The sequence below is a fragment of the Candidatus Palauibacter sp. genome, assembly GCF_965222475.1.
Classification (GTDB): Bacteria; Gemmatimonadota; Gemmatimonadetes; order Palauibacterales; family Palauibacteraceae; genus Palauibacter.
Genome location: NZ_CBDCUB010000003.1, coordinates 92,638 through 106,689, shown reverse-complemented (window position 1 = coordinate 106,689; position 14,052 = coordinate 92,638). Strand labels below are relative to the sequence as shown.

Annotated in this window: 11 protein-coding genes; 8 read left to right on the top strand and 3 right to left on the bottom strand. The window is 67.6% G+C overall.

Going from position 1 to position 14,052, the window contains the following annotated elements:
- The first annotated feature begins 203 nt into the window (after positions 1-203).
- Positions 204-983, top strand: coding sequence for an SDR family NAD(P)-dependent oxidoreductase (locus ACOQPP_RS08345; protein WP_420636284.1), 780 nt, complete (start codon positions 204-206; stop codon positions 981-983).
- Between the two features lie 197 nt (positions 984-1,180).
- Complete coding sequence (locus ACOQPP_RS08340; RefSeq protein ID WP_420636283.1) at positions 1,181-1,624, top strand: hypothetical protein; 444 nt, start codon at positions 1,181-1,183, stop codon at positions 1,622-1,624.
- Positions 1,625-1,628: 4 nt separating this feature from the next.
- On the opposite strand, the gene ACOQPP_RS08335 is transcribed toward ACOQPP_RS08340, so the two are convergent.
- Both ACOQPP_RS08335 and ACOQPP_RS08330 read right to left on the bottom strand, forming a co-directional pair.
- On the bottom strand, positions 1,629-2,807 hold the full coding sequence (locus tag ACOQPP_RS08335) for a hypothetical protein (RefSeq protein ID WP_420636282.1): 1,179 nt from the start codon (positions 2,805-2,807) through the stop codon (positions 1,629-1,631).
- Positions 2,808-2,825: 18 nt separating this feature from the next.
- The gene (locus tag ACOQPP_RS08330) at positions 2,826-3,899 is read right to left on the bottom strand and encodes a branched-chain amino acid aminotransferase (protein WP_420636281.1); all 1,074 of its coding nucleotides are present in this window, start codon (positions 3,897-3,899) and stop codon (positions 2,826-2,828) included.
- Between the two features lie 172 nt (positions 3,900-4,071).
- Between ACOQPP_RS08330 and ACOQPP_RS08325 the strand changes: the two genes are divergently transcribed.
- From ACOQPP_RS08325 to ACOQPP_RS08305, 5 genes are all read left to right on the top strand, one after another.
- Positions 4,072-5,601, top strand: a complete 1,530-nt coding sequence (locus tag ACOQPP_RS08325) for an amidohydrolase family protein (RefSeq protein WP_419164980.1) — start codon at positions 4,072-4,074, stop codon at positions 5,599-5,601.
- 65 nt (positions 5,602-5,666) lie between these two features.
- Positions 5,667-8,660 (top strand): prolyl oligopeptidase family serine peptidase, encoded by a 2,994-nt coding sequence (locus ACOQPP_RS08320; RefSeq protein ID WP_420636280.1) that lies wholly within the window; start codon positions 5,667-5,669, stop codon positions 8,658-8,660.
- Positions 8,661-8,755: 95 nt separating this feature from the next.
- A complete protein-coding gene (locus tag ACOQPP_RS08315; protein WP_420636279.1) occupies positions 8,756-10,018 on the top strand; it encodes a 6-bladed beta-propeller in 1,263 nt (420 codons plus the stop codon).
- A 232-nt stretch (positions 10,019-10,250) separates the two neighbouring features.
- Positions 10,251-11,426, top strand: coding sequence for a DNA cytosine methyltransferase (locus ACOQPP_RS08310; protein ID WP_420636278.1), 1,176 nt, complete (start codon positions 10,251-10,253; stop codon positions 11,424-11,426).
- Positions 11,427-11,488: 62 nt separating this feature from the next.
- On the top strand, positions 11,489-12,028 hold the full coding sequence (locus ACOQPP_RS08305) for an Eco29kI family restriction endonuclease (protein WP_420636277.1): 540 nt from the start codon (positions 11,489-11,491) through the stop codon (positions 12,026-12,028).
- On the opposite strand, the gene ACOQPP_RS08300 is transcribed toward ACOQPP_RS08305, so the two are convergent.
- A complete protein-coding gene (locus ACOQPP_RS08300) occupies positions 12,009-12,434 on the bottom strand; it encodes a very short patch repair endonuclease (protein ID WP_420636276.1) in 426 nt (141 codons plus the stop codon). The two genes, ACOQPP_RS08305 and ACOQPP_RS08300, sit on opposite strands and share 20 nt — an antisense overlap.
- Positions 12,435-12,637: 203 nt before the next feature.
- Here ACOQPP_RS08300 and ACOQPP_RS08295 point away from each other — a divergent pair, with 203 nt between their 5' ends.
- Positions 12,638-13,984 carry a YfcC family protein gene (locus ACOQPP_RS08295; RefSeq protein WP_420636275.1) on the top strand — a complete coding sequence of 449 codons (1,347 nt, stop codon included), beginning with the start codon at positions 12,638-12,640 and terminating at the stop codon, positions 13,982-13,984.
- The last annotated feature ends 68 nt before the right edge of the window (positions 13,985-14,052 follow it).

Here is a 14,052-nt window from a genome sequence, read left to right as displayed (position 1 = left end):
TCCGGTCTGCCAGGCTCTACCCTGCGCAGCACCGCGCCCGGAGGTCAAACGTCACAAAGGGGGGGTGTCCAAGATCTGGGGGTCATATCCCTCGGTCACCTGAGAAGGCTACGGAACCTTGCCATGCTCCAGAACTCCGGCAAGCGCGTTGCTTGAGCGGGCGGGGGTGGCGGGCGACGGACGTGCCCGGTAGAGTCTCGCGCATGGATCTCGGACTGAAGGGGAAGGTCGCGGTCGTCACCGGCGGGAGCCGGGGGATCGGCCTCTACACGGCGCGGGCGCTGGGGGCCGAGGGTGCGCGGCTGGCGCTGTGCGCGCGCAACCGGGATCCGCTCGAGTCGGCGGCCGAATCCCTGCGGGCGGAAGGTGTCGCGGACGTTCTCACGGTGGCCTGCGATATCGCCGAGGAGGACGGAGCGGCGCGGCTCGTGGACGCGGCCGCCCACCGCTACGGCGCGCTGGATGTCCTCGTGAACAACGTCGGCGGCAACCGGCGTGGGAAGTTCGAGGAGACGAGCGACGAGGACTGGCTGGACATCCTTCAACTCAACGTCCTGTCCGGGTTTCGGGCCAGCCGGCTGGCGATCCCCCACATGCGCGCGGCGGGCGGCGGGTCGATCGTCTTCGTGTCGTCGGTCTTCGGACGCGAGAAGGGCGGCCCGGGACTGTCGATCTACAACACGACGAAGACGGCGCTGATCTCGGCTGCGGGGATCATGGCGCTGGAACTGGCCAAAGACGCCATCCGCGTGAACTGCGTCGCGCCCGGCTCCATCCAGTTCCCCGGCGGAAGCTGGGATAAACGCGTGAAGTCGGACCCGGAGGGGATGCGGGAGTTCGTAAAGGCAAACCTGCCGCTGGGACGGTTCGGACGCGCCGACGAGGTTGCGGACGTCGTGACGTTCCTCGCCTCGGAGCGCGCGAGTCTCATCACCGGCGCCTGCATCGCCGTGGACGGCTCCCAGGGACGATCCCTCGTGTGACTCCCACTGCCTGAACCGGCCCGCGCCCAGGCGCCGCCGGAGACGCGCCCGCGGCGAAGACGGCGCCCCTGCCGCTGGAAGCGGCATCCTGCTTGATACCACATTGATTTCCGCCGCGAGGTTGGTGCGAACACGGAACGCGGTTGGTCAGGCCGCGTCGCACAACCTCGGCCGGAGCCGGGAAGATGGGATTGGACGTGTCTGGAATCATTACCCTGATGCTCACCGTCATCGGCGTGGGCGGAACGATCGGTGGCCTCACCTTCGCCGCCATCCGCAAGCTCAGCGCCGAGATGAAGGAATTCCGCGCCGAACTGGGCGGCGTCCGCGACGAACTTCGGGGTGAGATCACAGGCGTCCGTGACGAACTTTGGGGCGAGATCACCGGTGTCCGTGACAAGCTTGATCGGGAGGTCGCGGGCCTGCGCACCGAGATCATTTCCGTCCGCACCGAGCTCCGGGGTGAGATTGCGGGTGTGCGCACCGAACTCCGCGCAGTCGAGGGCCGACTGGGTCGTCGAATCGACGCCGTCCGCGAGGAACTCGTTGAGACCCGCGTCGCTGTGACCGATCGGGTGGCCCGCCTCGAGGACAAGGTGTTCGGAGTTCCTCTGCCGGATGCGGCCGCCGACACCGCCTGACCTGCTAGACGAAGCGCACCAGCTTCACATCGAGTTCGCGAGTCGGTCCCTTCGGCGCCTTCCACTGGATGAGGATCGGGCTCTGATACGTGCCCCACGGGATCTCGCCCTTGCCGTCCCCGTCCCGGTCGATCACGGGCAGGCTGATCCCCCGCCGCAGTCCCTGGAAGCGGGACACAGGGAGCGCCAGCGTCCGGCTCAGGACGCGGGCGATCACGGATTCGTCGACCCCGATCCGTTTCAGGACCCGGTTCATTATGTGGACCGCCTCCACCGTGGCGGAATCGATGACCGGTCCCGGAGAGCTTCGCAGCACGGTGGTGCCCACCTTCGCGACGTGGAGCGCCTTCCCGGACAGCCGCAGCGCCTTCCCCGGGAGTCGCAGCGCCTTCCCGGGGAGCGACAGCGGCCTGCTCAGAACCTCCCTGCCCTGATCGGCCATGAATCGCAGGGGGCTGAGCAGGGCACCGCGGAGGTCGCTGTCCATCAGAAGCGGCTCGTACTCGTTCACGGTGAGGCTGGCGCCCGCTTCCTGGGGTGCCAACGAGACATCGAGCCGTCCGAACGAGACGCCGTGTTCCTCGACGAGAGCCTGGAGCCGATCCACGAACCCGAATTCCTGCTCCCTGAGGTCGATCGCATCGATGCCGCGCGAGGGGACCTCCACCGTCAGCTGGGCTCGGGCCAGGACTTCCTCCTCGCCGTAGCCCACGATCGTCGTCCGACGCTGACGGGTGCCGCCCCTGTGCACGCCGTCGAGGTCCACGAACCACACCGGCTGGTCCTTCTCGTGGTCGTAGGAGGCCGCGCTCTGGAGTCCCGCGCCGATGAATGTCAGGTGGGAGTCCGCGTTCTCCGGCTCGGTGGCCCGCTGCTCGTCCGACAGTTCGGTGCGGAGGTCGAGTTCATCGTGGACGTAACCGGCCTTGGGCGGAAAGATATCGTGGAAGACCCGGATGAACTCCTGCAGCTTCGCCTGATCGTGGTCGAGGCGCTGCGCGAGCCGCTGGTCCAGGAATCCCGCCGTCGTATGGTCGGAGACGTAGAGCGCCTTGGGATAGCGGGCGAACTCCGACCCGAACTCCTCGGCCAGCTTCGCGCGGACATCGATGAAGTCCGTGCGGAAGGCTGGTTTTATCCAGAGCGTGGCCTTGAACGGCGGGCCGGCCGATTCAGCTGCCACGTTCAACGATCGCCTCTCTCAGATGGGGCGCCAGAGCCAGCCGTGCCGGTCCTCGATCCGCCCGGTCTGAATCCCGTACAGTTCCGCCTTGAGGCGCGCGGCGACCGAATCGGGGCGCGTCGGAAGCAGGACGTCGGTCCCGTCGAGGCCGAGCCGGTCGATCGGCTGCACCGTAGCGGCGGTCCCCGAACCGAACGCCTCCTCGATCGTGCCGGCGGCGTGCGCGTCCAGGAGGTCGTCCACCGAGATCCGTCGCACCTCGCACGGGATCCCGAGATCGGCGCAGAGCTGGATCAGGGAGTCGCGCGTGACGCCGGGGAGGATCGTCCCCTCGAGCGGCGGCGTGATCGCCGTCCCGTCGATGACGAACCACATGTTCATGACGCCGCACTCCTCGACGAACCGTCCTTCGTGCCCGTCGAGCCAGATCACGTTGTCGTATCCCTGCTCCTGCGCGTGCACGGAGGCCAGCATCGTGGGGCCGTAGTTGGCCGCGGGCTTGTGGGCGCCGGTCCCGCCGGGGAATGCGCGCACGAACTTCCGCGTCGCCACGAGACTGACCGTTTGCGATCCGGTGAAGTAGAGCCCGACCGGCGTGGTCATGAGGACGAAGCGGAACGATCGGCCCGGGGTGACGTTCAGGGTCGGATCGGTGCCGAAGTAGCTGGGACGTATGTAGAGCGCCCCCTGGCCGGCGTCCGGCAGCCACGCGCAGTCGACGTCGAGCAATTCCCGCAGCGCGTCGAAGAACAGCTCCTTCGGGAGTTCCGGCATCACGAACCGGGCCGCCGTGCGATTGAACCGCTTCTGGTTCATGTCCGGCCGGAAGACGGCGAGATCGCCCTCCGGCGTCTTGTGCGCCTTGAAGCCCTCGAACATCGAGACGGCGTACTGGAGCGCCTTCGAACTCGGGTAGATCTCCATCGGGCCGTAAGGTCGGATCTCCGAGCCCGTCCACTCGCCGTCGAGGTGGTCGGCCACGAACATGTGGTCCGACCAGATCGACCCGAAGGGAAGGTTGTCGAAGTCCACGGAAGGGCGTCTCGAGTGCTCGACGCGCGTGATGGGGAAGGCAGTGGTGATCGTCGCCATTCATCGTCTCTCATAGCTGGTGATTCGCGCCCCCGGCGCGGCCCTCGGGGCACCCGCACCGACCGCGTACATCCCGCATAGCCTAGCGCGGATTCGCGCGCGCGGCTACTCGGGACCCGAACAATCTGTTAGTCTGAGCGGAGGTGCAGGCCGAAGAGACTGGAGGTACGCCATGTCCCGCCACATCCGCCGCGTTTTTGCCCTGCCGTTGTTCGCTCTCGCCGTAATCCTCGCGGGGCCGGGGGAGGTCGGAGCCCAGGCCACCGCGATCGTGGGCGCGACCCTCATCGACGGGAACGGCGGCTCCCCCATGGCCGATGCGACCGTCGTGGTGGAGGGCGACCGCATCACCGCCGTCGGTCCCCGCGCGGAGGTAGAAGTGCCCCCGGGCGCGCAGGTGATCGACGGGGCCGGCAAGTTCGTCACACCCGGCTTCGTCGACACCAACGTCCACATCTCGCTCTACGGGGGCGGCAACAAGGACCGGAAGGAAAGCTCGGTCTTCTACCGGACGATGGGTCCCGAACTCACCCTCGAGGCCGCGCAGATGCACCTCAAGTTCGGCGTCACCCACCTCCGGGACAGTTACGGCGCGCTGCCCGAACTCCAGCAGGTGCGCGAGGCCATCGCTGCGGGCGAGGCGGTCGGGCCGCGGCTTCAGGTGGCCGGCAACATCGTCGGCTGGGGCGGCCCCTACTCGATCACTTTCGCGCTCATTCCCGAGGACGACCTCTCGCTCTACGAGGAGCAGTTCTCCGATCACATCGCGCAGGGGGCGGGCGAGGATCTGATGGACCTCTACCCGGAGGAACTGCGGACGAGGATCCGCGAGTACCTCGACAAGGGCGTGGACTTTCTCAAGTACGGCGGGACGAGTCACTGGTCGTTCCCCACCCTCATCGGCTTCTCTCCCGAAGCACAGCGCGTGATCGTGGAGGAGACGCACGCGCGCGGCCTCATCGCCGAGACGCATTCCACGAACCCCGAGGGGCTCCGGCTCTCCGTCGAGGCCGGGATCGACCTCATCCAGCACCCCGAGGTCCTCGCCAGCCGGGAGATTTCCGACGCCCTCGTGAAGCAGATCGTGGACCGCGGCATCGTGTGCTCGATGCTGGTGAACACCTTCACGGGTCCCGCCTGGGAGAACCACCTCGCGAACAGGAAGGCCGCGGAGGAGCGCCTCGCGCGCGAGGCGGAGGGAGCCCGGGCGCGGGAGTGGGGGCGGCTGCGGCGTCCCGCCGAGCGGGAGAAGACGAGCTACCGGATCCGCCGTGAACAGCGCGCCGTGGGCCACGGCAACGAGATGAGGCGCCTGAACGCGAAGAAACTCATCGACGGCGGCTGCATCACCTCGCTGGGGACCGACAACTACGCGGGGGTCGCGCCGGAATACGGCCGCACGCCCAAGCCGATATGGCAGGAGCCCGGCATCGGGACACTGCTCGCGATCGAAGGCCTCGTGGAGATGGGCATGACCCCCGGGGACGCGATCGTGGCCGGGACCCGCAACGGAGCCATCGCGTCCGGCGCGCTCGACGAGTTCGGGACGATCGAAGTCGGCAAGCTGGCCGACCTCCTCGTGCTCGACGCCGATCCGCTGGCCGACATCACGAACATCCGGAGACAGTCGGTGGTCATGGCCGCCGGAAACCTCATCGACGCCGACGCCCTGCCGACCGAACCGGTCTACTTCAAGCGATGAGCAGCACCGGTACGCCGAGGGGCGCGACCCGCACCGAACAACACACCCCGACACAGGAGGGCCGGATGTCCTCGACCTCTCGTAACTTCGCGACCGCTCTCGCCTCGGTCGCCCTGGCCGGCGTCGCCCTGGCGCCTGGTGCTCTGGCCGCGCAGGAGACGAAGCCCGCGCTGGACCATGAAGACACCTACCGCTGGAACTCGATCGGCGGGCGCACGATCTCTGCGGACGGCGAGTGGCTGGCCTACGCGCTCCAGCCCTGGGATGGCGACCCCACGCTGGTGATCACGCGCACCGACGGCTCGGCCGAGCGCCGCTTCCGCGGCAGTAGCCCCTCCTTCACGCGGGACTCCCGTCATCTCGCGTTCCGCGTCCCGCCGCTGCAGGCGGTCGTCGATTCGCTCCGGCTGGAAGGGAAGAGCGGGGACGACCTCCCGGGCGACTCGCTCGCCGTCGTGACGCTGGCCGCGGCCTTCGGAGCCGAGGGCGATGACACCGGAGTCACGCGCGCCGGTCCCATCGAGTCCTTCCGGATTCCGGAGGATGGGGGCGCCTTCGTGGCCTATCTCCTCTCCGAGAACCCCGAGGCTGAAGAAGACGAGGAAGAGGACGCCGAGCCCGAAGCCGAGGAGGGTGAGGAAGAGGCGGAGGGAGAAGAGGAAGAGGAGCGCTCCGCCGAGTACGAGAAGCGGCATGAGAAGGACGACGGGACGCCCCTCGTCCTCATGAGTCTCGATACGGGGTCGGAGCACACCTTCGCTGACGTCGTGGCCTACGAAGTCGCGGACTCGGGTACGGGCGTCGCGTATGTGACGTCGACCGAGGACGAGGGCGGAGACGGCGTCCACCTCGTGGATCCGGCGAGCGGAGAGGGCGTGGAAGTGCTCTCCGGCGAAGGCCGCTACGCGCAGCTCGCCTTCGATGAGTCGGGCGAGCGGTTCGCCTTCCTGAGCAACCGCGACGAGTGGGAGATGGACCAGCCCTCCTTCGCCCTGTATCGCTTCGAGGGCGGGTCGCTCGCGCGCCTGGCCGATCGGGAGACGAGCGGCGTGCCCGATGGCTGGTGGGTGAGCGAGAACGGCGCGGTCTCGATCGGTGAGGACGGCGAGCGGGTGTTCTTCGGCACGGCGCCGCGCCCCGAGCCGGAACCGGACGATGAGATCCTGGATGACGACCGCGTGAACGTCGACATCTGGAACTGGCGGGACGACTACCTGCAGCCGATGCAGCTCGTGCAGGCGAACCGTGAGCGGAACCGGTCCTATCTGGCCGTCGTGCACGAAGGTCGCGACGGCGTCGTGCAGCTGGGCACCGCGAACGTTCCCGAGGTGGAGCGGACCGAGACGGGCATGAGCGATTACGTCCTGGCCACGACCGACATGCCGCACCGGCAGGAGATCTCGTGGGACGGCCGGTACGAGGATGCGTACGCCGTCGACGTGGTGACCGGGGAGCGGCGGATGGTCGTGGGGCGGGTCCGTGGCTTCGGCGGCGCCAGCCTCTCGCCCGATGGCAGCTATGCCTACTGGTGGGACGAGGCGGAGCGCGACTGGAAGGCGGCGCCCATGAACGGGAGCGCGCCCGCGCGCAGCCTCACGGGTCACCTGCCGGTCGCGTTCTACAACGAACTCGACGATCACCCGCAGGGACCGCCGCCCTACGGCGGCGCGATGTGGGTCGAGGGGGATGCGGCCATGCTCGTGTACGATCGGAACGATGTGTGGCGCGTCGACCCCAGCGGCGAGGAAGCCGCCGTACGTCTCACCGACGGCAGGGGAGCCGACCTCCGGTACCGCGTCCAGCGAGTCTCGGAGGGCGGTGGCGGCAACTTCTTCGGCTTCGGCGGTGGAGGCGGGGCCGGCGAGGGCCTCGAGGAAGGAGAGGTTCTCTTCTCCGTCTTCGATCTCGGCACGAAGGCCTCCGGCTACGCCCGCGGCCGGACGGACGAGGCGGGTCGGGTCGAGGAACTGATCATGGGCGACGTACGCTACGGGTCGCCGGCGAAGGCCGAGGACGCGGACCGCTACGTGTGGACGCGCCAGACGTTTGTCGAGTTCCCCGACGTGTGGGTCGGCGACGCCGACTTCGAGAACGCCCGCAGGCTGACCGACGCGAACCCGCAGCAGGCGGACTACCGCTGGGGGAGCGCCGAACTCGTCCACTGGATGTCGAACGACCGCACGCCGCTCGACGGGATCCTGATCAAGCCGGACGGCTTCGACCCGTCACGGCGGTATCCCCTGATGGTCTACTTCTACGAGCGCATGTCGGACGGACTGCACAGTTACCAGACGCCGCTGCCGAACCGGGCCTCCGTACGCTTTTCCTTCTACGCAAGCCGCGGCTACGTCGTGTTCATCCCGGACATCCCGTACGAGATCGGGTATCCCGGCGAGAGCGCGCTCGATGCCGTCGTGCCCGGCGTGCTGTCGCTGATCGAACAGGGCTTCATCGATCCGGACCGCGTCGGAGTGCAGGGCCACTCGTGGGGCGGCTACCAGATCGCCTACATGATCACGAAGACGAACATCTTCGCCGCGGCGGAGGCCGGGGCGCCGGTGTCCAACATGACGAGCGCCTACGGGGGCATCCGCTGGCAGAGCGGCATGAGCCGCATGTTTCAGTACGAGCGCACGCAGAGCCGCATCGGGGGCACGCTGTGGGACGAGCGCGACCGTTACGTCCACAACTCGCCCCTCTTCTTCGCGGACAAGATCCAGACGCCGCTCCTCATGCTCCACAACGACGAGGACGGCGCCGTGCCGTGGTACCAGGGGATCGAGATGTTCGTCGCCATGCGGCGGCTGGAGCTGCCCGTGTTCATGCTCAACTACAACGGCGAGGGCCACGGCCTCGGACGCCAGCCGAACCAGGAGGACTGGGCGATCCGCATGCAGCAGTTCTTCGACCACTACCTGGTCGATGCCCCGGCCCCGCGCTGGATGGCGGAGGGCGTCCCGGCCGTCGTGAAGGGCCGCGACCTCGGCCTCGAACTCATCGGCAAGCCGGTGTCCGAAGAAGGCGGCGTCTCAGGCGAGCGCGGCGCCACTGGAAGATGATGGTCCTGAGACAGTTCAAGGGGTCTGCCAGCATCTCCTCCGGGTCGCACGGAAGTCTCCGTCGCGCGGTATGCGCCTCGGCGGTTCTCCTGATCGTGACGAACACCTCGCCCGCGCTGGGGGCGGTGATGCCACACTCCCCGCAGGAAGTGAGCGTCGACACCCTCGAGGGTGGCCGCATCTTCGTGTCAAACCCGCGCCCCGGGCGTGGTGGGGGACCCGACGAGTGGCGCCTCGTCGAGGAACTCCGGCTCGGCCAAGTGGACGGGACCGGACCTGAAGTCTTCGGGGATGTGCACGACGTCGCCGTGGACGAAAAGGGCCACATCTACGTGCTGGATTACGGTTCGAAGGAGGTCCGCGTCTTCGACCGCGAGGGTCGGCATCTGCGAAACATGGCCCGCGACGGAGAGGGACCCGGCGAGTTCCGCTACTCCGGGTTCTCCCCCGTGTACCGTATCATCTGGCAACCTCCGAACCGGCTCTGGATCGCCGACCTCTATCAGCAGCTGAGTTTCGATTCCCTCGGCAATGAACTCACCCGAGTCGGCCAGCCCTTCGGCCCCGGCATGCCGATCAGCAGCCGCGCGATCCGGGACGGCCGGCGTCGCGGCACGATCGTCGCTGCCGACGGGTCGGGCTTCATCTATCAGCAGGTTAGCGTCAGCGACCGCACGACTGCGGGCGATGAGACCGTTTCGCACAGCCGCACGTACGGTGTGCGCATGCCCATATACCCCGAGCATTCCAACCCGGTGCCGCCACGGGACTCGCTCTTGCTCGACAGTCGCATCATCACGAGCACGACGCAGAGTCGAGCGAGCAGCGATGCCAACATTTCGATCGGCGGCATGGTCAAGATCTCTATTCCGCGGCGAGTGTGGGCGTTCGCGGGCGGTGAAACCGTCTGGGTGGCGAACAGGGCCGCCTATCGCTTCCACGAGGTCACGTTCGCCGGAGACACGATCCGCACCGTCGAGCTTGGCAACCCGCCGCCACCCCCGCCGGACGATTCCGACGAGTCGGAATTCGAGCCCCTCGTGGCGGGTCTGGACGTGTCGCCCGAGGGCTGGCTGTGGGTGCTGCGCCACCGCGACGATCCGGGTGACGACCCGATCTGGGATCTGTTCGACAACTGCGGCCGCTACCGAGGCGAGGTCTCCTCGTCAGCGAGGGTCGCGACCGTCCGGTTTGCGGGCGAGACGGTGGATCCCATCGATGTAGGCGGGGGCGGCGTCGTCCATGGGCACGCCCGCGACGCCCTGGATGTGAGCTACGTGCTCCGCATGCGGCTCAAGAGTGCAGGCGGAACGCCGGTCGTGTCGGAGGACTGCCGTGTCCGGCCCTCTCCTCCGTGACTGCACCGTCGGGCCCACGAGGAGCGATGCGATGTCGACATCGTGGATTAGTCACTGGGAACCAAAACGCGCCCGACATGGTCAGTGACCATGGTGACCAAGTACGGGTGAACATGTGACCAAGTACGGGTGACCAAGTACGGCTCCGCCTGACCGCTCGCCAGCGAGCCACCGGCAGGGCTATTCTCCGGGAGGACGGTGGATTGGGCTGAGAAGGAGGGAGGAGCAGTTGGTGACGTCGGCGCGGCGAGCGCTGGAGCTGTTCACGGGCGCGGGCGGGCTCGCCCTCGGAACCCACGCAGCGGGTTTTCGGCATGCGGCGCTGCTGGATTGGAACCGCGAAGCGTGCGCCACGCTCCGCGAGAACATCCGACGCGACACCGTTACCGGAGTGTCGGATTGGACGGTCGTTGAAGGCGATGTCCGCAGTTGTGACTACGCCTCGTTCGGTCCCGTCCGGCTGGTCGCGGGCGGTCCGCCGTGCCAACCCTTCAGTATCGGCGGCAAACACCGGGGGATGGACGACGGGCGGGACATGATTCCGGAGTTCATCCGCGCCATCCGCGAGGTCCAACCCGACGCGTTCATCTTCGAGAACGTGAAGGGGCTGACCCGTACCGCTTTCCGGAACTATCTCTCCTACATTGAGTTGCGGCTTCAGCATCCCGAGGTTGTCGCGCGCCTTGGCGACACTTGGGAGGATCATCTCGCGCGGCTTGAGGACGTGCATACGCGCGGCGACCGCGACGGGCTTCACTACCGAATCGTACGTCGTCTGCTGAACGCGGCCGACTACGGAGTACCGCAGACTCGAGAACGCGTGTTCATCGTGGGCTTCCGGCGAGATCTCGATGCCGACTGGCATTTTCCGGAACCGACCCACTCGCGCGAGCGGCTCCACTACGACCAGTGGGTGTCGGGGAAATACTGGGAAGAGCGCGAGTTGGAGGCACCCAACCCTCCCGCCCGTCTGGCCGGCGCCATCGGTCGGCTTCCTACGCTATTCCCGCCCGAGAAGAAACCTTGGGCCACGCTGCGGGACGCCATCGCGGGCCTGCCGCGGCCGAGGGAGCCCGGAGAGCAGCCCGGCGCGCTGTTCCACCGGCTGCAGCCGGGTGCGAGGGCTTACCCGGGACACACGGGCAGTCCGCTCGACCTGCCCGCCAAGACGCTGAAAGCGGGGGTCCACGGCGTGCCGGGCGGCGAGAACATGATCGCGTTCCCGAGCGGGCGCGTACGCTATCTGACCGTGCGAGAGGCGGCCAGGCTGCAGACGTTCCCTGATGCTTGGCGATTTACGGGCAGTTGGACCGAGACCATGAGGCAACTTGGAAACGCCGTGCCCATGCGGCTCGCCGCGATCCTCGCACGGAGCGTTGCCGCCCGCCTGAATGAGGGCGATGGCTGAACCTGCGGTCTACGATCCCCCTCGACTACGGCAACCTCACCGTCAATCTGGTCCGGGAGCTCATGAGTCGCCCGCCCGTGGGTCTGCCCCTGCCGGACCGGTTCCCCGGACCCGGCGTATACGCGCTGTTCTACGACGGTGACTACGGGCCCTATGCAACGCTACGGTCCGCCGATGCCACGCAACCGATCTACGTCGGGAAGGCAGTGCCCCCGGGCGCTCGAACGGGCCGTAGCGCCCCGGACGAATCCGCGCCGGTGCTCCACCGCCGCATTGCAGAACATGTACGGTCGCTCGAAGCCGCCGAGAATCTCAGCCTCGCGGACTTCACGTGCCGCCACCTAGTTGTCGTTCCACTATGGATCACGATGGCCGAACGTTTCCTGATCGAACACTACCAACCGTGCTGGAACGTCTGCATTGAAGGGTTTGGGCTGCATGACCCCGGCAGCGGGAGACATGCGGGTCGACGTTCGTGGTGGGATACGCTCCACCCGGGCCGCACGTGGGCGGACAATCTGCAGCCGAGAGAAAACGCAGACGCGGAAGCGCGACTTAACGCATTCACCGAGGGCCGAGAGGTTATCCCAGAAACGCCCTGACCCTTTTGGCCAGCGGGTCGAGGTCCTTCGTCTCGCACTCCCAGATGACGAGCACTCCCCAGCCGGTGCGTTGCAGCGTGGCTTCGTTGAGGCGGTCGCGCCGGGCGTTGCCGTTGAGCTTGTCGCGCCAGAAGTCGCGGGTCTCGGGCGACTTCGGAATGCGATTCTTCGAACACCCCTCGTGCCGGTGCCAGAAACAACCGTGCACGAAGATCACCTTGCGACGTGGCCGGAACACGAGATCGGGGCGGCCGGGAAGGTCCTTCGCGTGAAGCCGATAACGGTAGCCCAGACCGTGGACGAGCCGTCGCACTCTCATTTCCGGCTTGGTGTCCTTGGAGCGGATTCGGCTCATCAGTTCGCTGCGTTCGCGAACCGTGAGCGTGTCCAGGCTGCTTCCTTCCATGCGATTGTCCCGGCATCCCGCCACGCGGCGGCGGCAGACTTTGTTCGCGTGGATGATGCCGGATCGATCCCGTCCGAGCCAGAGCGGCGGCGCGTGCGAACCGGGAGCACGCCGCGCCTCGGATTGTCAGACGGGGCGGGCAGCGAACACCTTCAGGATTCATGGCGACATCACGGGCGTTTCACAGACGGATCGGCCAACGGGTGCGGAGGTTGCGTTTTCCGCACCCGCTGACCCTGCTGACGGCGGTAGTTCTCGCGGCTGCAGCGCTGTCGTACGTCTTGCCGGCGGGGGAGTACGACCGGCGGGACGATCCGGAGACCGGGCGCAGCATCGTCGTGCCGGGGACCTATCAAGAGGTCGAAGCCAACCGCATCGGGGTCTTCGATGCGATCGTGGCCATCCCGCGGGGGATGGCGGGCCGCGCCGATGTCGTGTTCCTGATCTTCCTCATCGGCGGGGCCTTCGCGGTGTTCGACGCGACGGGGGCGCTCCGGCGCGGCATCGCCTGGCTCGTCGAGCGGCTGCAGGGCCGCGAGATCCTCGCGATCCCCGTGGTCTCGCTCGCCTTCGCGGCGGGCGGTGTAACGGAGAATCTCCAGGAAGAGATCATCCCGCTCGTTCCGGCGCTCATGCTGCTCACCCGGCGCCTCGGCTACTCGCCCATGGTGGGAGTCGCCGTGAGCGCGGGTTCCGCCTTCGTGGGGTCCGCCTTCAGTCCCATCAATCCCTTCCAGGTCCTGACCGCGCAGGAGGTGGCGGACGTGGCGCCGCTTTCGGGCAGCGGGTTCCGACTGGTCTTCCTGGCCATCGCCCTCGGTCTCTGGATCTGGTGGACGATGGGTTACGCGGCCCGGACCCGGGTTGAGGCCGAGACGGTGGAGGCGGCGGGATCGGAGGCCACGCCGGGATGGAGGGACTTGACCATCTTCGGCATCGTCGCCTCCACTTTCGGTGTCCTCGTGTGGGGCCTGCTGTCGCTGGGGTGGGATTTCGATCACATGTCCGCGCTCTTCTTCGTCATGGGTGTGGTGGTCGGGATCGTCGGGCGGCTGGGCATCACGGGGACGGCCGAGGCGTATGCGCAGGGCTTCAAGTCGATGGGGTACGCGGCGCTTCTCATCGGCTTCGCCAACGCGATCTACGTCGTCATGGACGACGCGCGGATCATCGACACGATCGTGCGCGGGCTGTTCGTCCCGCTCGCCGAGCTGCCGCTCGCGCTCTCGGCCATCGGCATGTCGGCCGCACAGGGGGTGCTGCACTTCGCCGTGCCCAGCGTGAGCGGCCAGGCGGTGCTCACGCTTCCGGTGCTCGTGCCGCTGTCGGACCTGCTCGGGCTCTCGCGGCAGATCACGATCCTCGCCTACCAGTACGGGGCGGGGCTGTGCGAGTTGATCACGCCGACGAACGGCGCGCTGATGGCGATCCTGGCGGCGAGCGGCGTCCGCTACGAGGCGTGGCTGCGCTTCGTCGTCCCGCGCTACCTCATGCTGATGGGGCTCGGGGCCGTGGCGCTGGTGATCGCCATCGCGATCGGGTACAGCTGACGGTCCCCGCGTTCCCGCGGGAACGTTCCCCTCCGCATCTCCAGGTCCGGCCACGTGCCCGTTGAGGG